This is a genomic window from Paenisporosarcina macmurdoensis (assembly GCF_042658845.1).
Taxonomy (GTDB): Bacteria; Bacillota; Bacilli; order Bacillales_A; family Planococcaceae; genus Paenisporosarcina; species Paenisporosarcina macmurdoensis.
The window spans coordinates 566,587-587,393 of record NZ_JBHSRI010000025.1 but is presented as its reverse complement, the minus strand read 5'-3'; the positions used below and the strand labels follow the sequence as shown (position 1 = coordinate 587,393).

Below are 20,807 nucleotides of genomic sequence, written 5' to 3'. Positions count from 1 at the left end.
AATTCCTCCTTATTTCGCTTGCATGCGAATAGCACCATCTAAACGAATCACTTCGCCATTTAACATGGGGTTAATGACAATGCTCTCTACTAATTGAGCATATTCAATTGGTTTACCTAAGCGGTTTGGGAATGGAACTGAACTTGCAAGAGCTACACGTGCTGGCTCAGGCAATCCTTCAAACAATGGTGTTTCAATAAGCCCTGGGGCAATGGCCATTACGCGAATGCCGTCTCTCGCAAATTCACGGGCAATCGGTAAGGTCATCCCGACGATACCACCTTTAGATGCACTGTATGCGACTTGACCAATTTGCCCTTCAAATGCTGCAACTGACGCGGTATTTATAATGAGACCTCGCTCGCCTTCATCGTTTGGTTCATTTTGTTGCATGGCATGTGCAGCAACCCGCAACACATTAAATGTACCTATTAAGTTCACTTGAATGACTTGTTCAAAACGTTCGAGTGCTAGTGGACCTTTTTGTGACACTACTTTTCCAGGCGTAGCAATTCCTGCGCAACTCACTAACAGATTAATTTTGCCAAAATGTTCAACTACTTGTGCAACGTTTTGTTCGGCTTGTTTTGCATCAGTGACGTTTGTTTGAAAATAAACAACTTGATCGTGACCTAGTTCTTCTACTAATGCTTGCCCACGCTGGTCATTCAAATCAAATATGGCAACCTTCCCACCCTTTTCTACAAGGTGACGAGTGGTTGCTTCCCCGAGTCCCGATGCGCCTCCCGTTACAATGGCGATTACTTCAGAAGTCTTCATGCTGGATCCTCCGATTCTGTAAATCTCTCAATAATTGTCGCGTTCGCCATCCCCATGCCTTCACAAATCGCTAGGAGTCCATAGCGGCCTTTTGTACGTTCTAGTTCATGTAACAACGTGACAAGCAGTTTCGTGCCTGATGCGCCCAATGGATGGCCAAGGGCGATAGCTCCTCCATTGCGATTTAATTTTGCAGGATCAGCACCTATGTCCTTTAACCAAGCAAGCGGCACTGAAGCGAATGCTTCATTTACTTCATACACGTCCATATCCTCTATTGTTAACTGTGCTTTCTCCAACACTTTTTGAGTCGCTGCAATCGGACCTGTCAGCATTAACGTTGGATCTGACCCAACTACGACACGCGTGTGAATACGAGCACGTGGGGTTAACCCTAACTCTTGCGCTTTTTCACGTGACATTAATAGTACTGCAGAAGCTCCGTCACTCATTTGACTCGCATTGCCGGCCGTAATTCTTCCATTTTCATCGAATACGGTCTTTAGCCCACGCAGTGTTTCTAAAGTAGTTCCTGCTCTTGGCCCCTCATCTACTGAAAATAGCTCAGTCGTTCCATCTTCTTTTGTCACTTCAATTGATACGATTTCTTTTTCAAAACGGCCTTCCGCTATTGCCTTGAAGGCGCGTTCATGACTTTGAACAGAAAATGCATCTAATTCTTCACGAGATAAATCCCATTGTTCTGCAATTCGTTCAGCTGATAATCCTTGATTGATGATTTCATATTGCTCTAGCAATTTCTTGCTTGGCTTCGCATCGCCCATATTTGACATCATCGGCACACGGGTCATGCTTTCCACACCGCCTGCAATCACGATATCCATATCTCCACACGCAATGGCTTGCGCAGCAAAATGAACCGCTTGCTGACTGGATCCACATTGACGATCTATTGTGGTGCCTGGCACTTTTGTTGGAAACCCTGCAATAAGACCCGCTGTTCTTGCAATATTTCCACCTTGTTCACCGACTTGTGAGACGCATCCCAAAATAATATCTTCTACATCGCCTTTTTCAATGCCGACACGATCAATTAATTTTTCTAAAACAGTAGCTGCCAATTCATCTGGGCGCATATGTGTGAACTTACCTTTTCTTCGTCCTACTGCCGTACGTATTCCATCTATAATCACGACTTCTTTCATCGTTACACCTCATTTATCAAAATTGAATGAATATTCACTCACTCTTATTTTACAGAAGTTTCATTCGAAATTCCACCTTCATCTTAGAATTATCTACGTCTTAAGTCTTAGCAAAAGATGCATTTTAAGACCGTTTAGACATTTCAAACGAATTGGTACGATAAATGTACAAATAGAAGGGAGAAACAAACACATGAAAAAATTTGGATTAATTGTTATCGGAACAATTGCAGGAATTGTAGCACTGGTCAATTTAGGATCGCTACTTGGGCTTGCACTATCTGCCTTGCTTGTTTTCGCAGGTATGCATTTCTATTTAAAAGGAGGATCCACTCTTTCTAAAGTGTTATGGATAGCCGTTGGAATTATTGGATTACTATCTGCAGTTGCAAATGTACCTGGTTTCTTCGGAATTCTTGCGCTTGTTGGTTTATGGTATGTCGTTCGAAAGTGGAAACAACAACCACTTGTACTTTCTAATCAAGCAACTGCCTTTTCTTCAGATCCTTTCACAAATTTTGAAAAACAATGGCAAGAACTAAACAAATAAGGAGGAAACACACATGACAACATTATGGAAACGATTTAAGTATGCATTCGAAGCAGATTTACACAACGCCTTTGATAAAAAGGAACAAAAAAATCCCATTGCCATGTTAAATCAATATATTCGCGAAGCCGAAAAACAAACAGAAAAAACGGGTACGTGGATCGAAAGACAATCTCAACTAAAAATACAGCTTGAAAAAGAGCTACAAGAATCTCAAGAGATGCTGGCAAAACGAACCACACAATTGGAACTTGCAAACCAAACAAATGAAGGTGAATTAATTGATTTTGCTAAAGCAGAAGTTGCAGCCTATACCAATCGAGCAGAAGTTCTACAAGCTAGTATTTCGCGCACAACTGAGGAGTTATTTGGGCTTGAACAGAAATATGAAGAAATGAAACATAAAGTAAAAGATATGAAAGTACGTCAGCTTCAATTAATGGGCAAAGAAAACGTTACTCGCGCTCATCACCAAATGGACCGTATGCTACAACCAGAATCATCGAAGAATGCCGACAATCGTTTAGTCGCATTTGACGAAATGGAACAATATATTGACCGTCTTGGTCAACGTATTGAGAAAGATCATGATGTTTCTTCTATGGAACGTCGTTTAGCGCAATTAGAAAAAAAAGAACAACCAACACATGAAATTGTGTAAACTATAAGGAAAAGCTTTAGGCACTAGGAAATGCGGAGAAGGCACTCGTCTTCTCCATTTTTCAAATTACTAAAAAAGATAATTACTTTCCAAGCTACCAGCAGCATCTCGCACTAAGCTAGAGTGGCGTTTTACGGTTTACGTCTCACCCGTTTCGAAAAAGGAGGAATAGCTATGCAACGAATACCAACTGATCGCATTACATTTTGGCTATTATCTGCCTTACTACTCGTTTTTGTAGAGGTAATGTTTTTTCATAATGGAAGTGTGTTATTCGTTCTTTTTGGTGTCGGGTTAATTTATATCAGTTTGCGAAGAAAAAGTCGTTTATTTTTCTGGAGCGGTGTTGCCTTTTTAGGGGTTGCCCTGATTTCCATGTGGAGTCTGCGCTTATTTATTGTTGCAACCATCGTCTATATTTTAATTCGACTTTGGAAAGGCGATGAAACACAACAAATTATCGAACCATTTCTTGGTGATGAAACAGAAACGCCTAACGCACTCATTCAAAATAAGCTCTTCTCGATTCAGAGTACCCCTTTTCAAGCATACGAATGGAAGGATGTTCATGTACAAGGTTTCTATGGAAACATTACGATTGATGCTACTCAAACCGTATTACCAAAAGGTACCTCTCTAATATCCGTTCGACAAGGTATAGGGAAAATACGAATTCACGTTCCTTATGAAATTCCTGTTCGTATTCATTACACAACACTTCTAGGAGATGCTCGAATCTTTGGTGCGAGTAAAAAGCGTTTATGGAATCAATCGATTGTTCTTCAAAATGGCTATATCGAAGCACAAGGTAGCGCATCTTCAGAACTTATTATTGCAGTGTCTACTTGGCTTGGGGATGTTGAGGTGATTCGTAAATGAGCGGATTTATCGGACGAAGCTTTATACTATTTTCACTTCTTGCAACTTTACTAGTTTCCTTATTAACTTACCTTTTGGGTTGGCCAACTTATGAGACTTGGCTACCTCTTTGGTCAATAGAAGAAGCGAATTTGCCCATTGCTATTTGGTTAGCCATATTATTACTCGTCCTTAGTATGGGCGTTGCCCTATCGACCACACAACTGGCTAGAAAAAGAGAACGTGCAATTGAAACTTATATGCAATCTGTTCTGACTACCGATCAACAAAGCGGCGACATCAAAGTTCCAATGGTTTCTTCTAAGTTAAAGAAATCACTTAGCGAAGTATCCATGTTAATTACGACTCAAAAGAAAAGTTTGTTAAGGATGTCAGACGAACGTGCAGAAGGCGAAGATAAACGAATTCAAGAACGCATCATTCAAGAGCGTCAACGGTTAGCACGGGAACTTCATGATTCAGTGTCTCAGCAATTATTTGCCGCTTCCATGTTGTTATCAGCGATGACTGAGCAGCAAGAAAATGATTCAGAAGAAATTCCAAAACCATTGGCACAAGCAGAAAAAATAGTGCAACAAGCGCAACTTGAAATGCGTGCACTGCTACTTCACTTACGTCCAGCAGCACTTCACAACAAAACATTAGCACAAGGTCTCGAAGAATTACTTTTCGAGTTGCAACAAAAAGTTCATTTTACCATTCGCTTCCGTTTAGAAGACGTAGCCCTTTCAAAAGGCGCTGAAGATCACTTATTCCGTATCGCACAAGAAACGTTATCCAATACATTACGACATGCAAATGCTAGTGAGGTCGATATTCTTTTTGTAGAACGTGACGGACTCGCCATTTTCCGTGTTCAAGATAACGGAGTCGGCTTTATGAAAGATGATGATGGTAATGCGGGTTCTTATGGCTTACATCACATACAAGAACGAGCGATTGAAATGGGTGGAACGAGTAAAATTGTTTCAGTTCCATCACAAGGCACCATTGTAGAAGTTAAAGTTCCTGTTGAGAAAGGGGTCGAAGTTGATGATACGAATCGTGCTAGTAGATGATCATGAAATGGTCAGAATAGGCGTGTCTGCTTACTTGCAAGCACAAGCAGACATGGAAGTAATCGGCGAAGCAGTTAATGGCAAAGAAGCCGTAGATTTAGTATTATCGCTTCGCCCTGATATTGTGTTGATGGATATGGTCATGCCCATTATGAATGGGGCTGAAGCTACGAAAGAGATCATTTCACAATGGCCAGAAGCCAAAATCATGATTGTCACAAGTTTCCTGGACGACGATAAAGTGTATCCAGCATTAGAAGCAGGCGCTGTCAGCTATGTCTTAAAAACATCTAATGCTAAACAACTCGCCAAAGCCATTCGCGAAACATTAGATGGCCAAACGGTGTTGGAACCTGAAGTTACGAATAAAATGATGAAACGTATGCGCCAAGGAATAGACCGTCCACTTCATGAAGAGTTAACCGATCGTGAAAATGAAATCTTACTGTTAATGGCAAAAGGTCACAGTAATCAAAACATTGCTGATGAATTATTTATTGCCTTGAAGACCGTCAAAACTCATGTAAGTAATATATTATCTAAACTTGATGTGCAAGACCGTACTCAAGCAGTGGTCTATGCCTTTCAACAAGGGTTAGTGCCGAAAAGTTAGACCCCCTTCCTACTATTGCTATGAAGTCTAAATTGCACACAAAATAGAATTTATAAAGGTACAATTCCTTAGTAAAGGTTGGTTTCCGTTACAGGCGGACGCTTTCCGCGGGCATGGCCTCAGCCTCCTCGACGAGCAAAAAACATCTGCTCCTGCATCACTACGCTAGCTTCGTCGCAAAAGAGTTGTGCAAAATTATTTTTGCACAACTCTTTGTCTGCGGGGTCTTCAGCTCATGCTATTCCCGCTGGAGTCGCCGCCTTTCACTACAATCAACCGTATTCTTTATAAAGTTACATACTAAATAATAATCGCTTTTTGTAAAATGAAAGTTACTACTAACGAAAGTCAAAATGGAATTGGCTTACGGCAATAGCCCATAATCTGCTACTTTCAACAGGAAGAATATTAAACATAAAAACAGGTGGAGAAAAACGAGTTGTTTTTCTCCACCTGTTTCATATTTGGGACTTATTAGACAGCACTCTCTATTTTCGTGATTTTTCTGAGGTTACTTTATTCAGTGCGTAAATAACACCAGCATGGATTCCTTCGTGCCAACTTGCAAATTGAATTACCGCATCAATCGTTGCCATTTTATAAAGCGGGCCAATTGGCATGACTTCAGGAAGTGGTTGGCCTACTTTTCCTGATAAAATCTCTTCTACTCGTTTTGGTTGTTCTGCTAGTGCTGCAAGAAGTTCTTCATTTGTTGGTGGTTCAACATTCCAATCTTCTGGCTTTGAACCGCCTTTAAATAGAGGAATCCATTCGGGATGGACTGGCTCATAAGTTGGAATGCTTTTTTTAATGAATGATTCCATTGAGACAAAGATATGCCCAACATTCCAGCGGATCGTGTTATTGAATCCTTCTGGTTGAATATCCCATTGTTCATCTTTCACTGATTGTAAACGACCGTTTGTATACATTCGTGCAAATTTCATTTGATTGATTGTTTCCATATTCATCCACCTCATACGTTCAGAATAAAGTAAGCGTAGCTGAAATACTTGGAAAAAGAAATAGAAATATAAAAGGACAGGGTCTCTTCCCCCTGTCCTTCTAAATAAATAACTTACTCAAAAGCCACATTATGTTGTGCTGAGTCTTGATTTGTCCAAGTGATTACTGTTCCTGGAGCCACTGTTATATTTTCACTAAATGCATAATCAGCTATATCGAGAGCTACTTCTCCAGAAGTTGTAGCACCTTCTTCCACAACTACCGTCATCTTCATTACTGGATGTGGTTCACAAAATACATTAAATTCTCCAGCTTCATTAAAGACAAAGCTTGTCATATCACCTTTTTTCAACAGTGGAGATGCCTCCCCACTTGCCGCTTCAGCTGCATCAGTCATCGGTTCTTCTTCTGTCGCTTCTTCCTCAACCGTTTCTTCTTCTGTTGCTTCTTCTTCTACAACCTCTTCTTCTACAACTTCTTCAGATGTCTCCATCTCTTCTTCAACAGGCTCATTAGCAGCAGGTTGTGCTTCTTCTTCTCCACATGCTCCTAACACTAACATGCCTCCAATAAGTAAAACGCCTAATTTCTTGTTCATATAAATCCCTTCCTCTCATCTATCATTTCTTAGTAAACGAAAGAACCCGGGAAAAAGATTACATTATATCGAAATCAATTTGAGCGTTTCAGACGTCAATGGTGTTTTTTCAGACGTGAGGTCCTTTTTTTCAGACGTCAACTTGATTTTTTCAGACGTGGACCCCAAAAAGTCAGACTGAGCGACAGCTCACTCTATTAAACAGTACCTCTCCCACAGAAAAACCCGATAAGCGCTAGCGTTGGGGGGTATTCAAAGGTTTTCTGCATGTTTAGTGTAATTGGAAAATCTTGAATGGTGCTGCCGGTAGGACTGGCAGCCTTTTCTGTTGGATGGCTTTTTGGATATGATCGTGTTTTCAGACGTGAATCACATATTTCCTACGTCAGGGCAGTTTTTTCCTACGTCGACCCCTTTTTTCCTACGTGAAGTCTCATAATTACAACGTGATGGACTATATTTACTACGTGGCATGTGATTTCTGATATTGTTGCTTTCACAATATGTCATTAGCGTCATAGTTTTCACCCTAACCTCTTCTTTTCATCAAAAAAAGCAGCAACCCCATATACCGGGAGTTACTGCTTTTTACTTATTACTTCTTATGGTCGGAATGGATCGTCACTTGGTTTAGTGCTGTTCCAACTGTCATGTGCATCTTTGTTAAATGAAGTTCCTTCATTTGGTGGAGTTTCATCATAAGGATGAACTTCATCAGTTGAAGGTGTGTTGTAGCCTTCATCAGCTACCGTGACATCATTTACAGGTCTTGCTTCATCCACATGAGCAGAATTCCCACGTAATTTTTGTTCTGGATCTTTATTCGTGTTAAATGTTTCTTTTAATGATTCTTTAATTGTTTCTTTTTCAGCTTTATAGTTCTCTTTTGACACTTCAGCATTTGCTAAACTCTTTTCCATTTTGCTTAAGTAACGAGCCGCATGATCGCGTCCGCCAAGTCCAAATGCTAGGCCAAATGCTAATGCAACGCCACCTAAGATTAGAATAAACGCTGAGTTAATGATTGAAGCTGCAATACCTAATTGATCTAAAGCCATAAAGAATGCGAATGCAAGAATCGCATATTTTGCTACATAACGTAGTACATGAGGTGTGCCAGAAGAATGACTCATCACACTTCCTACTAATTGTTCAGCAAGATTAGCTAACCAGAAACCAACTGCTAGAATAATAATGGCAGCAAGAACTGAAGGTAAATATGCAAATATTCCTGTTGCTAATGTCACCATGAATTCAAGTTCAAGTAGTTGTAAAGCTTCTACTACAAACAATAAGATGATGACAACTTGTACAACTGTACCTAATAGTGTTGCAAATGTTGGTGCTGAACCAGTTCCTGATTTGAAGCCCATTTTACCGAAGATTGAGTTGACACCCAGTTTTTCAAGTAATGAAACTACTAAATCTTTCACCCATTTAGCTGCAACGATACCAACTAATACTAGAACAATAGCAATTGCTATTTTCGGTAACATCCCTAAAATATCATTTAACATCCCTACTGCAGGTCCTGAAATGCCGTCTAAATCTAAAATTTCAAGTGCAGTAATTGATACTGGAATCATAATTAAGATGAACGCGATGATTCCTACGACTTTTGAAATGCTTGAACCTTCAAAGAATGAAGAAATATTCAAACGTTCTGCTAAACGATCTGCTCCTGCTGATTGTAAAAACTTCTCTAGTAAGTTACGAACTAGTTTCGCAACAAACCAACCAATAAAGAATACAATCGCTGCAGACACTAACTTCGGAATGAAGTTAAAGAAGCTAGCTAACATTCCTTCAAATGGTCCACTTAGTCCGTCAATTCCTAGCGCATTTAATATGGCTGGGATAAATAACAAGAAAATAAGATAATATGCAACATTAGCTGCTGTATCTGTCCATTTTGCTTGTTCTGCTGGATTTGGATCCATTCCTGTTTTCTCAACATATTTGTTTAAGTTCAGCTTGTTGCCAGCCATTTGAATGACTTTTTTCACAACTGTAGCCAATATCCAAGCAAATAATAGAATTAAGCCTGCTTTTAAAATGTTTAATACGGCACCTGTTAAGCCTGAATACATAGATACAAAAGGTGCTGCCATAGTATTTAAGTTTAAAATGTTAAAGAATAGAACAAACGCCAAAATTAAGACAACAAAGAAAACGACCTTGCTTATTATCTTTTCGACTGTCCATTTTTCATTCTTATTTCCTAAGCGTTCGTTTACACGAGCTTTACGTAATACTTTAAACGTAAGATTTTCTAAGAACTTTGCCACAAAAAATCCAATTAATAATACCAACAAAGCTAGCAAAAGTTCTGGTAAAAACGAGAGTGTATCTCTCCAATAAAACTGATCCATCATCATGTATCCTCCTTTGAAAATTCATAATTATTTGTAATAACTCAACAATCTTCTTTTACCCTCTGCATTCCTTTTTAAACGCTTCACTGGCATCTTTCTCTCCATAAATAACGAGAATATCCTTTTCTTGTAATTTTTCATCCGCTGAAGGATTGCTAATTAATTTGTCTCCTCGACGAATCGCTAATACAGTAACACCCATCTCTGAGCGTATGGCTGCTTCTTTTAATGTTTTACCTACTAACTTGCACGCATCTTCGAGAGATATTTCTTCTAAAGATTGTTCTTTTTCTTTTGTATGAATAAGTAGGTTAACTAAATCAGTACCTTGTGGTCGCAATACGGAACTCACTAATTCACGACCTCCAATGGTAGAAGGATTTATTACTCGACTAGCTCCTGCTCGAAGCAATACTTCTTCTGACCCTGCGTTTTCTGCTCGAGCCACGACTTCAAGCTTTTCATTTAAGGCTTTAGCTTTAATCGTAATAAATACATTGTCTGAGTCGCTAGGTAAAGTTGCGATTAACCCTCTCGCTTTTTCAACATTTGCTTCTTTTAATACTCCATCATCTAACGGGCTACCTATTATTCGTAGTGCTCCTTCTGACAAAACTTCAACCATTTCTTCTTCAGAATCATGAATGTAAACGACTTGTACATCCTCTTCTTTTAATTGTTCAAACACTTGTTTACCAACTCTACCTAATCCACAAACAACGATATGACCTTCCAAATGTTTAATTGTATGTTCCATTCGTTTATTCCACACCTTTACTGAAAGTTGATGTTCAATGAAATAAGAAGCAACTGCACCCATTGCGTATGTCACGACAGCAACACCTAGAGGGATTAGTATCAATGCGAATGTTTTTCCTGCGTCCGTTTCCGGAACTATATCCCCGTATCCTACAGTCATTAAGGAAATAATCGTTAAATAAAAAGCATCGAATAAAGCTATATTTTCTAGAGCCATAAAACCACTTGTAGCGACAACCACCAAAATAATTAAGCCTATGATAGCGAATAATATATGACGGAACCGCGTGCGTAAGTCCATCCATTTCGATGTATTCATGTAATCACCCACTCATTTTTTTTCATCCTTCTTTTAAATACCCCATTTGCATCTTTTTAACACGGTTCCATCAATTTATCGCGCGGTAATTTATGGATAATATTATTAATTAAGTAGAAGTTGTTCGTAATCGTGACTAATCGACCAATTATGTATTATTCACATTTCGAATCTAACTTTTAGTTTCTTAACACTAAAAAGAACCCAATCGAATTGCGATTTGGGTTCTTTTTAGGTTTGAATAAAGTAAGTACTACTTAAATGGTCTGAATTGACACGGTGACTTTAAATAAATCCCCATCCAACTCAATGCGCATGGATCCGCCATGCAAGTCTACAATAGACTGTGAAATGGCTAAGCCTAACCCTGATCCTTCTGTATGACGCGATGTATCTGCACGTTTGAACCGTTCAAATAATTCATCCACATCTTCACCAAGTTCATATCTAGTGACATTCTTAATTATAAATAATGCACAACCATCTTCTTCTTTTAAAGTTACATAAACACGTGTTCCAGGTAACGTATATTTAATTGAATTGACGATAAGATTATCCAGTACTCGCCACCATTTTTGCCCATCTACATAAGCGTGTAAAGATTTAGCAGGAGGAGTTACGCGGAAATCTAAATTAGCTCCTTGAATTTCTTCCTCATGTTCAGCCAATGCCTGTTGCATCAATTGTGATAAATCAACCTTTTGTTTATGAAGTTCCATATTGCCACTAGCCATTTTTGATACTTCAAATAGATCTTCAATCAATGTTTTTAGCCGCTGTGATTTACGATCTAAAATGGCAACATACGATAGGCGTTCTTCATTTGTTAAGTCAGGTTTCTTCAATAAATCCGTATACGTGATGATCGATGTTAACGGTGTTCTTAAATCATGACTCACATTTGTAATCAACTCCGTTTTTAAACGTTCACTTTTCGCTTGTTCAGACTGTGACATGCGCACGCCTTCACGTAGTTTATTCAAATGTTTTGCATGTTCTGCAAAAACAGATTTCCCACGAATCTCTATATCTCCAATTAATTGTCCTTTTGCCATTTGTTCAGTAGCTATGGCTAGCTTGTTGTAATTGGCCACGCGTTTGACTAGTAAATACATAGCAGGAAGAAAGACTAATACGAAAAGTGGTGCATATGCCACGATTAGGACCGGCAATATGACTACACCTCCAAGACCTAGCCCTGCTAAAAATACGACAACCAAGAGCATCACGAATTGGTTTCCTAGAGAACGCTTCAAAAAGACTTCTTGAATCATGCCTGTTAATTTTGGGATACTGCTATTTTTCCATAGTTGTTTGAAATTATTATTTTGGAAGTCGTTAAACAACCAAATTAATTGAACAATTGTTAATGTTAAGAACACAATCAAAAAGATATATAACAATCCAGTGTTTACTATATTAACTCCAATTAGGTGATCATACCTCATGCCATCAATGCGTTCCGTTAATGGATAATACGTACAAAACAATCCAAATACAGAAACTAATATGCCTCCTATACGCCATTCAAGGCTTAACTGTCTTATCCAGTTAGGCATCGGAATAATAAGGACTTCTACTTTTTTCTTTCTATATAGCCAAAAAGCTCCCGCTGCTGACAATAATCCCAACATGCAAGTTGCAATAAAATACCATTTGCTTTGCTCGTAATGACGCATTTCTGCTAGCTGTTCATTTGATACCATGTTTTTAGGTATGATGAACGTGCCACTAAATTGAGATGACTCATCCCCAACCAATTCGTATAGATTGTAAATCGACAATGCTTCTAACTCATCATTTTCCTGACTATAATTTTGGTCAATTGAAGAGACGGTCAAATATCCTTCTTTCTGGTTGAAAACTTTCGAATATGCTGCTTCTTCATTTATATCTCCAAATACGAAACTTTCACCTGTTTCAACATTTTTCAATTTATAAGCAAGTGATTGTTGATTTACCTTTACTTGTGAAACGGCATTTGAAATATGTGCATCATATTTACGCAATACTTCTTTTTTGGCAGAAAGTATTTTTTCGCGAACGGTATCGTCATCCATTTCCCGTATTTCAGCGATTTTGTTGTCACGGACTTTTTCAAGTTCTTCCTTTATAACGCTTTCACCATTTTGTTCCGCTTCGTTGATCATTTCTTGGTATTGTTCTTGAACCATTCTTATCTGGTCTATTTGGGAACCATAATAAACCCGGTATTGTTCTACTTCGTATGGCTCTACTTGTAGGTTTTCAATTTCTTCATCAACATCCAGTCTACTTAGTAAAATTGGTCCTATTTCTTGAATTTTATAATCAAAAGACTCCTGGAAGTTTCCAGACTCATAATATGATCCACCAACGTATTTTGGTCCAACAGAAACGACTGAGGTAACCGCAAATAAGACGATACTAATTAAAACAAAAAAGACCCATGCACTATTCTTCATTGATTAAGCCCCTCCTTTCAACATGCGCGTCAATTGCACCATGGTTCGATTAGAGTGTAAAAAACCTTGCTCAATCAATTGTTGAATAAACGAATAACAATACATGAGACTAAGCATCCCGATAGTGAGTGCAACAATGGATAACCAATGCGAAGCCTTACTTTTCGATTTTATAGCCAATGCCCCACACCACCTTTACATATCTAGGATTTTTAGGATCTGTTTCGATTTTTTCTCGAATTTTACGTATATGAACAGCGACGATATTTTCTGCGTTATAAGCCTGCTCGTTCCAAACGCGTTGATAAATGTCACCAATTGAAAACACTCTGCCTGCATTTGTCATTAACAGCTCCGTGATTTTGTATTCTATCGGCGTTAATCTGATGGATTCTCCATCGAGTGTTACTTCTTTAGACTCCATGTCGAGTGAAAGTCCATCTATTTGAATCGTTGATTTCTGTTCTTTAAATGTTCCGAGGTGCACGTAGCGGCGTAACTGTGACTTCACTCTTGCCATGAGCTCCATGGGATGAAATGGCTTCGTGACATAATCATCTGCTCCAACGGATAAGCCATGTATTTTATCGGAGTCTTCGGCCTTAGCACTTAACATGATGATAGGAATATTGCGCTCTGAGCGAATTTTAAATGTAGCTTGAATGCCGTCCATATTTGGCATCATAATATCGAGAAGAATTAAATGAACATCATTAGTTTCTAATATCGTTAATGCTTCTAAGCCATCCGAAGCTTTTAAGACCCGGTAACCTTCATTTTTCAAATAAATTTCTATCCCATCTCGAATGTCTTGATCGTCATCCGTTACGAGTACCGTAAATTGTGTCATCCGCTGCACCTCTTCTCTACTTCTTATAATACCAATTGTATCCACCAATTCTTAACAAACAGTTAGCATAAAAGTGAAGATTTTCTTAAGAAATGAAGTTGCTATCTCTTTCGAGTGTTCCATTGGTGATATAATCGGCTCCGCCTTCTGTTTATTCGGCTTCATTGGTGGTTTATTCCGCTTGATATCCATTTTAATCGGCTTGGGCTGCGATTTAATCCGCTTCGCCCATATATTCCACGAAAAAGTTAAAAAAGTGTCTCTAGGGACAGAGACACTTTTCATTTATTCGATTTTTTTTGCTCGTTTTCTTCCACTGAATGTTAATACGACAATTCCTCCGAGTAGAAGAAGCACTCCGACCCAAGAAACTGCACTTAACACTTCCCCTACAATAAACACACTTAGGACAGCAGCAGTTAAAGGTTCTCCCAGAGATAAAGTTACTGCAGATGAGGAAGGTACTTTTTGAAGACCTTTTAAATAGAGAATATACGCAACACTTGTTGTCATAAAACCTAAGTATAAAATGGTTGCTATATTAGCTGGTTCAGTAACCCATGAACTATCAAAAATAAATAAAAAGGGCATTAACATAATCGCACTTATTGAAAATGTCATAGCAACTGCTGGAATTGCTTCGACTTTTGCTAATAGCGCTTTACTAACAATTGTATATATGGCAAATACAAAACCAGCTATTAGTGATAAAGTTACTCCCAGTGGATTCACCGTTAATGCATCTTTGTTTAAAAATAATAGGCTACATCCGATAACTGAAAGTGCCGTAGCCATTATCCATGCACGAGACGGTCTCAATTTGAGGTAAAACCACTCAATCAAACCCGAAAAGATTGGTGCACTACCAATTGCAACTACTGTTCCAATAGCTATTCCCGTAACTCGGACTGAAGTAAAAAACAAGGGTTGAAATAAAGCCATACATAGAGCTGCAACAATCGTTGTTTTCCACGGCCACGTGCGGAAATTGATTTTTTTCATTAGAATCATAATAATTAATAATGAAAATCCACCTATTGCTAATCGAGATGCACCAATGGTTAAAGGTTGAGCATTTTGCGGTAAATAGGTTTGAGCTGTTCCAGTTGTGCCCCATAACACAGCAGCTAGTAAAACAAGGAAGTAAGGGATCACCGTTTTCATAAAGTCACCTCAAGTAGTTGTTGACTGTACTTTACCATATTTTATGTATATTGAGATACGCTATTTCGTAAACTATAATGAAGAAAAAGGAGTGTGTCGCCTGTGTATTTATCAATAGAAGAAACTGCTGATTTTTTAAGCATGCCTGAACAACAAGTACGTCGTTATGTATTAGACGGACGCATAAAATCAGTCCATGATGGGGAACAATATTTAATTAACCAATCTCAATTCGAACGTCACTTGGAACAAGTTGAAGACGTCAAACGCCAAATCGATGAATGGCGCAATACGCCTATTCCAGATGACATCGACGTGAAAGACGAAGACTGACATGAAAGGTAAAGCATTACTTTAACTCATCACCGGGGCAGCAAGAGATTCGATTGAACAGCTTGCTTTCACATTTGAGGAAGGAAGGTTAAGTTCGCGACCTTCATACCCCAACTTCCTGCTGCCATTAGTTGTGAGCTGGCGCATAGATCTAGACATCGAAAAGAAGATATCCGACTTATAGAACAATGAACTCGAAAAACTCTAATAAGTCTAACCCCGACGGTAAACTCCTTGAATCCATTACTTAGTTTGATTCAAGGAGTTACATCAAAATAATTCACATTGAAGAAAACTCCTAAATTCCCAACTATTACAAGGTTTAACTATCTTAATAAACAGGTATTAATAACTAGTGACCTTTCAGGTTAATATGACTATAATATTGATCGTTTACCTACACTTATGGTACATGGTCATTTGACATTAACCAATAAGTTGCGTAGTGTGAACCATTGTGTCACAAAATAAACAAGAGACTTGAGGGGGAAACATGAAGAATATTACAAATGTATTTTGGTATGCGTTAGCATTAGTTGCGTTAGCCGTAGGGTTTGGAGCATTCGCACCTACTAGTTTCGAAAAACTAACAGGAACAATGCAATCTTTTATTACTACTAACTTCGGATGGTATTACTTAAGCGTCGTTTCACTTATGGTGCTTTTCACTATAATTGTTATTGTAAGTCCTTTTGGTAAAATCCGTTTAGGTAAGGATACAGATCGACCTGAGTATTCAAGAATTTCTTGGTTCTCCATGCTATTTTCAGCTGGTATGGGTATTGGACTTGTGTTTTGGGGAGCTGCAGAACCGCTATCTCATTATGCAATTAGTCCTGCAACGGCTGATCCAGAAACAAGAAATGCCTTTAGAGAATCCATGCGTTACACGTTTTTCCATTGGGGATTACATGCATGGGCCATTTATGCGATTGTCGCTTTAGCACTCGCTTATTTCCAGTTCCGTAAAGGAGAGCCTGGGTTAATTTCAGCAACATTGAAGCCGATTTTCGGAGACAAAATGAACGGTCCTTGGGGCGTGTTAGTAGATGTTTTCGCCGTTTTCGCAACGGTCGTGGGAGTTGCCACTACTCTTGGCTTTGGTGCTATTCAAATTAACGGTGGATTATCTTATATTTTCGGTATTCCAAATGAATACTGGGTGAAAGTTGTTATTATCGCTGTCGTAACAGTATTATTCTTAATTTCGGCTTGGTCAGGATTAAGTAAAGGCATTAAGTATTTATCCAATGCGAATATGATATTAGCGGTTACTCTTTTAGCCTTAGTTGTCATCCTTGGACCGACATTATTAATTTTCAACATGTTTACTGATTCTTTAGGTAGCTATTTACAAAATGTAGTTCGCATGAGTTTCAGCGCGGCACCTCTTGATGCAGGAAATCGTGAATGGATTAACGGTTGGACGATTTTCTACTGGGCTTGGTGGATTTCTTGGTCACCATTCGTCGGAATCTTTATTGCACGTGTATCAAAAGGACGTACTATTCGAGAATTCTTAATTGGGGTACTGTTAATACCATCCCTAGTGAGTTTCTTCTGGTTCGCAGCATTTGGTTCAACGGCAATAAACATTCAACAAAAAGTAACTGATTTAACTGGGTTAAAAACGGAAGAAACATTATTTGCTGTCTTCAATGAATTGCCTATGTCTATGGTGTTATCGATTATTGCGGTCATCTTGATCAGTACATTCTTTATCACATCAGCAGACTCGGCAACATTCGTGCTAGGAATGCAAACAACTAATGGTTCGTTAAATCCATCAAACATGGTAAAAGTTGTTTGGGGAATTGCACAATCTTCAATTGCAGTAATTTTATTATCAGCAGATGGCTTAAGCGCCTTGCAGAACCTGTTAATTGTAGCCGCCTTCCCATTCTCCTTGATCATGGTACTGATGATGGTATCCTTGTATAAATCTCTTACTGATGAAGTAAAAAGAATGAAAATTTCTAAATCATAATCATAAATTAAAGCCAATCACTCAGTTCTCTTGAGTGATTGGCTTTTTATTTGATTCCAAAAAATTCGTTATAAGGTTTTGGATTTACTTCAGTCAATTCTAATTCAGTTTGATACCATTTGTATGTGTTAGCATCCATAGGAATGACCGTGAAAAGAATATGCTCTTTCGTTGCTTTTTCCTGCAGTGCTTTTGTTTGTGACAACCAGTTCCCATCAATCGATTGTCTGTTGTATACAAATTCTTTCCCGTCCAGCGGGACAATAATTAATCGCCACATAAATTCTGTTTCCTCAGATGGATTACTAACGGCGCCATATCGGACATACGGTACAATCCTGAACTCTTTAATCGATCCAAACGATAATCCTATTTCTTCTTCATTCCACGCTTTACTCACATATCCTCGCTCCTTGTGGATGCCGCTATACGAATCAAATGTCATATATTGATAAACGAAAAAGAATAGAGCCAATGCGACAATCGATCCTGTGAGTAGATGCCCTCCCGCTTTCCATCCGTTTGCCACTCTGTATCCGAGTGAAGTAATTAGAACAAAAAATACTGCAAAAACAATTGCTACATTACTTCCGGTTCCTGATTTAAAAAAGTAGAATTCACTTTCAGCATCATAAATCTTCTCCAACACATCACTTTGATTTTGTATATACAATAGAAAACCTGGTGTCAAAATCACTCCGACAATAAAAGCTCCAGTAAGTTGCCAAAAACTTTTCTTGAAATCTTTAGTAGACAATCTCAACTTATTGCCCACAAGGTATGGACCATACGAAAAAACAACGATCATAAATATGGCAAACCATAATTCCGAAAAAAGTTGACTTGTGCTATAAATGCCCATAACTATCCCAAATAATATGAATGCGTAGCCGACTACTTTTGTCATCCTTTCACCCCCTTATCTTTTTTATATTAAAGTCTTTCAACATTTTCTTTTGGCACCATAAAAGCAGACACAATAATTTCAAACATCTTACTAACCAAATAATAAAAGCGAAGCTCCAATATTATCAGTGGATTCATTTGAGCATAATCAATTTTACACGAAAAAAATCAGTCCTCATGGATTTACCAGGACTGATTCATTAGAAAGGTATACTTTCCAGATATTGAAGTGATGGTCCTATTCCTTTTTGCTTAATATCGGAAGTGAATGACTTTAGGTAGGTTCCATCTGTAATCGTCTTATACGTAGCATCTGCTGTAACTTCTACACGCCATTTCGTATCGGATAGCAATACTTCAACTGATTCGGCATTCGCTTCGTTTGCTGTGATCGTTGATTGGACTATACTAAGTAACTTCCCACTAAGTCCAGAATTTCTAAAAGTATCTGCCATTTCTTTTTTAAATTGAGGATGTTTTTCTATTTTTTCAGGAAGAACCAAATTATAAGCTTTGATGTAAGCTATTTGAAGATCTTCATCTTGCTCGACAAATTCGTCCACTTTTTCATCAATCTGATCTTCAATCGATTTACCTTTATCTATTACTTTTTGAGCTGCAGACTTTGTTAAATCACTATCAAAACTTTCGATTCCTTCTTGTGTCGCTTCCAATAAAACGACCGTTCCAGCAAAAGCTGCTTGTTGAGTAGCAGTAGCTGCATGTTGTTTGACCACATAAACTTTGGCAATATTCACCACAATAACGAAAATAACTGCTGAAATACCAATAATCCAAATCAAATAAAAAGCAGAGTTACCTCTATCATTACTTAAATATTTCATGGAACAAACACCTTACCTGCAGCTTTTGAATTGAGCGAAACGGCAGTTTTAGTTTTCCACTCAGTTGGTACAAAAACAAGTGGATGTTGAGCACTTACTGATAAAGTAAAAGTACCGTTTCCTTGAGGGCTAATCGAGACACTGGCGCCTGTTAAAAGCGCACTACCACCGATTGATTGCATAACCGTATTTTCAGCCTCACCTATATCTTCCGACATTGCATACACAGATGCACCATCGTTGGCTGCAGATTTTAAGCTCATGATCGCATAACCGGAAGCAACGACTTGCCATAGCAGTACGAAGAACATGAAATAGAAAGGAAGAATCCCTAAAAATTCTATGCTTAAAGCACCTTTTTCATTTCTTATAGCTTTAATACCCTTCATACAATCACCTCATCTTTTTAAATTACAAGTTCTCATTCATTCTTGCAGCCATTTTATTAACATGCTCTTAAACAACTTTACAGTTTTATTAATTATGTTCTGGAGCTTTCAATTCTTCTGCACGCTTTGGTGTGACAAGCATTGACGGTGCTACCATCAATAAGAAGAGTCCCAAGAAAAACATGATAATAGCCACTTCATTTACCGGTGCAGCATCTGATGCTAGCATATAACCCCATATGCTACTTCCCGCTACAAAGACGATAGAAAAAAAGGAAAAAACCAATAATTTGAACCCTTTTTTTCTAGGATTTAATAGTCCACCAGCAATTGCATCGTACTTCGAAAGTAGGAAAACAGTGTACAGAATCAACCCACCTAAAAGAATCCAAAAATACATGGAAGGGTAAATTAATCTTAATATTGGAGATGTTGCGTAAAATGCCAAACCGAGCATCATCACAAAAGAGTGTAGTGAAAAATACCTTTTGCTATCATTCTTCTGTTTCGTCCAAATCATGTAATTAACTACTGTCAGAAGCACAGCAATGCTGAAATTGATCAATAACCATTTTAGATATGTTTCTTCAGGAATGAAACTCGCTGGCAAGCCCAGCAGCAGAAACAGTGCAAACGTTATGAAAATGCGGTTGTTAGTAAATGAAACGCTCTTTGTAGTCATTTTTTGGGTTTCCAATAGTTACACCTCTTTTAGAACACCAGTTTTACAGGGATGTTCGATTTAATTTGTATTGTACATAGTAGATATGCATGAAAAATAAGGCATATTTGTTAAATTCAATTTCAGAGTTTTCTTCGATTACTTCTTTAATTCTAAATACGGAATAATACAAGATGCCAACAAATAGAAATGAAAACATCATATTTATAGAATCCATTGTTAATAATCCTACTTCGCTTAAAATCATCCCACCAAATAATTGGATAAGTAACATTCCTAAAGAAAGGCCAGTAAACAATTTCCAAGTTCCGAATGACACGTGGTGATTAAGCTCTAACCTTTCAATGTCCTTACTTCTTTTTACAAACCAATAGCCAATATATGTTCCCATTGTGATGAAAGATAAAATCACCATTAAAAAGACATTTATCTTTTTGATTTTCTTTTCAGGAGCTTTATTTTCAACTTTGCTGACCATCTATG

21 protein-coding genes are annotated in these 20,807 nt (G+C 38.2%); 7 read left to right on the top strand and 14 right to left on the bottom strand.

What is annotated here, in order from left to right; translation table 11 throughout:
* Nucleotides 1-9 precede the first annotated feature (9 nt).
* A complete protein-coding gene (locus tag ACFPYN_RS16565) occupies nt 10-780 on the bottom strand; it encodes a 3-hydroxyacyl-CoA dehydrogenase (protein ID WP_377735686.1) in 771 nt (256 codons plus the stop codon).
* Nucleotides 777-1,946, bottom strand: a complete 1,170-nt coding sequence (locus tag ACFPYN_RS16560) for a thiolase family protein (protein ID WP_377735685.1) — start codon at nt 1,944-1,946, stop codon at nt 777-779. Before ACFPYN_RS16560 ends, ACFPYN_RS16565 begins: the two co-directional genes overlap by 4 nt.
* Before the next feature lie 193 nt (nt 1,947-2,139).
* On the opposite strand from ACFPYN_RS16560, the gene ACFPYN_RS16555 reads away from it, so the two are divergent.
* The 5 genes from ACFPYN_RS16555 (at nt 2,140) to ACFPYN_RS16535 (ending at nt 5,707) form a co-directional block, all read left to right on the top strand.
* Nucleotides 2,140-2,496 (top strand): lmo0954 family membrane protein, encoded by a 357-nt coding sequence (locus ACFPYN_RS16555; protein ID WP_377735684.1) that lies wholly within the window; start codon nt 2,140-2,142, stop codon nt 2,494-2,496.
* Nucleotides 2,497-2,509: 13 nt separating this feature from the next.
* A complete protein-coding gene (locus ACFPYN_RS16550; protein WP_377735683.1) occupies nt 2,510-3,157 on the top strand; it encodes a PspA/IM30 family protein in 648 nt (215 codons plus the stop codon).
* A 174-nt stretch (nt 3,158-3,331) separates the two neighbouring features.
* Nucleotides 3,332-4,036, top strand: coding sequence for a cell wall-active antibiotics response protein LiaF (gene liaF, locus ACFPYN_RS16545; RefSeq protein WP_377735680.1), 705 nt, complete (start codon nt 3,332-3,334; stop codon nt 4,034-4,036).
* A complete protein-coding gene (locus ACFPYN_RS16540) occupies nt 4,033-5,094 on the top strand; it encodes a sensor histidine kinase (RefSeq protein WP_377735678.1) in 1,062 nt (353 codons plus the stop codon). Before liaF ends, ACFPYN_RS16540 begins: the two co-directional genes overlap by 4 nt.
* Complete coding sequence (locus tag ACFPYN_RS16535; RefSeq protein ID WP_377735677.1) at nt 5,069-5,707, top strand: response regulator; 639 nt, start codon at nt 5,069-5,071, stop codon at nt 5,705-5,707. Before ACFPYN_RS16540 ends, ACFPYN_RS16535 begins: the two co-directional genes overlap by 26 nt.
* Before the next feature lie 488 nt (nt 5,708-6,195).
* Here the strand turns inward: ACFPYN_RS16535 and ACFPYN_RS16530 are convergent, their stop codons facing one another.
* The 7 genes from ACFPYN_RS16530 to ACFPYN_RS16500 all read right to left on the bottom strand — a co-directional run bounded on the left by ACFPYN_RS16530 (nt 6,196) and on the right by ACFPYN_RS16500 (nt 15,182).
* Complete coding sequence (locus ACFPYN_RS16530; protein WP_377735676.1) at nt 6,196-6,672, bottom strand: DinB family protein; 477 nt, start codon at nt 6,670-6,672, stop codon at nt 6,196-6,198.
* Nucleotides 6,673-6,785: 113 nt separating this feature from the next.
* Entirely contained in the window at nt 6,786-7,271 is a 486-nt protein-coding gene (locus ACFPYN_RS16525; RefSeq protein WP_377735675.1) for a plastocyanin/azurin family copper-binding protein, read from the bottom strand.
* Between the two features lie 602 nt (nt 7,272-7,873).
* A complete protein-coding gene (locus tag ACFPYN_RS16520; protein WP_377735674.1) occupies nt 7,874-9,646 on the bottom strand; it encodes a mechanosensitive ion channel in 1,773 nt (590 codons plus the stop codon).
* A gap of 55 nt (nt 9,647-9,701) precedes the next feature.
* Nucleotides 9,702-10,724, bottom strand: coding sequence for a potassium channel family protein (locus ACFPYN_RS16515; protein ID WP_377735672.1), 1,023 nt, complete (start codon nt 10,722-10,724; stop codon nt 9,702-9,704).
* A gap of 257 nt (nt 10,725-10,981) precedes the next feature.
* Complete coding sequence (locus tag ACFPYN_RS16510; RefSeq protein ID WP_377735670.1) at nt 10,982-13,168, bottom strand: histidine kinase dimerization/phospho-acceptor domain-containing protein; 2,187 nt, start codon at nt 13,166-13,168, stop codon at nt 10,982-10,984.
* A 157-nt stretch (nt 13,169-13,325) separates the two neighbouring features.
* Nucleotides 13,326-14,018, bottom strand: coding sequence for a response regulator transcription factor (locus tag ACFPYN_RS16505; protein WP_377735669.1), 693 nt, complete (start codon nt 14,016-14,018; stop codon nt 13,326-13,328).
* A gap of 285 nt (nt 14,019-14,303) precedes the next feature.
* Nucleotides 14,304-15,182 (bottom strand): EamA family transporter, encoded by an 879-nt coding sequence (locus ACFPYN_RS16500; protein ID WP_377735668.1) that lies wholly within the window; start codon nt 15,180-15,182, stop codon nt 14,304-14,306.
* Between the two features lie 102 nt (nt 15,183-15,284).
* Here ACFPYN_RS16500 and ACFPYN_RS16495 point away from each other — a divergent pair, with 102 nt between their 5' ends.
* Entirely contained in the window at nt 15,285-15,515 is a 231-nt protein-coding gene (locus tag ACFPYN_RS16495; RefSeq protein WP_377735667.1) for a helix-turn-helix domain-containing protein, read from the top strand.
* 493 nt (nt 15,516-16,008) lie between these two features.
* Entirely contained in the window at nt 16,009-17,502 is a 1,494-nt protein-coding gene (locus ACFPYN_RS16490) for a glycine betaine uptake BCCT transporter (RefSeq protein ID WP_377735666.1), read from the top strand.
* Nucleotides 17,503-17,548: 46 nt separating this feature from the next.
* Here the strand turns inward: ACFPYN_RS16490 and ACFPYN_RS16485 are convergent, their stop codons facing one another.
* The 5 genes from ACFPYN_RS16485 to ACFPYN_RS16465 all read right to left on the bottom strand — a co-directional run bounded on the left by ACFPYN_RS16485 (nt 17,549) and on the right by ACFPYN_RS16465 (nt 20,802).
* Nucleotides 17,549-18,409: a hypothetical protein gene (locus ACFPYN_RS16485; protein ID WP_377735665.1), complete on the bottom strand. Its 861-nt coding sequence runs from the start codon at nt 18,407-18,409 to the stop codon at nt 17,549-17,551.
* A 199-nt stretch (nt 18,410-18,608) separates the two neighbouring features.
* Nucleotides 18,609-19,253 (bottom strand): hypothetical protein, encoded by a 645-nt coding sequence (locus tag ACFPYN_RS16480; RefSeq protein ID WP_377735664.1) that lies wholly within the window; start codon nt 19,251-19,253, stop codon nt 18,609-18,611.
* Complete coding sequence (locus ACFPYN_RS16475) at nt 19,250-19,642, bottom strand: pilus assembly protein (RefSeq protein WP_377735663.1); 393 nt, start codon at nt 19,640-19,642, stop codon at nt 19,250-19,252. The genes ACFPYN_RS16480 and ACFPYN_RS16475 overlap by 4 nt, the downstream gene beginning before the upstream one ends.
* Nucleotides 19,643-19,730: 88 nt before the next feature.
* The gene (locus ACFPYN_RS16470; RefSeq protein WP_377735661.1) at nt 19,731-20,339 is read right to left on the bottom strand and encodes a hypothetical protein; all 609 of its coding nucleotides are present in this window, start codon (nt 20,337-20,339) and stop codon (nt 19,731-19,733) included.
* A 28-nt stretch (nt 20,340-20,367) separates the two neighbouring features.
* Nucleotides 20,368-20,802, bottom strand: a complete 435-nt coding sequence (locus ACFPYN_RS16465) for a DUF4234 domain-containing protein (protein WP_377735660.1) — start codon at nt 20,800-20,802, stop codon at nt 20,368-20,370.
* Between the last annotated feature and the right edge of the window lie 5 nt (nt 20,803-20,807).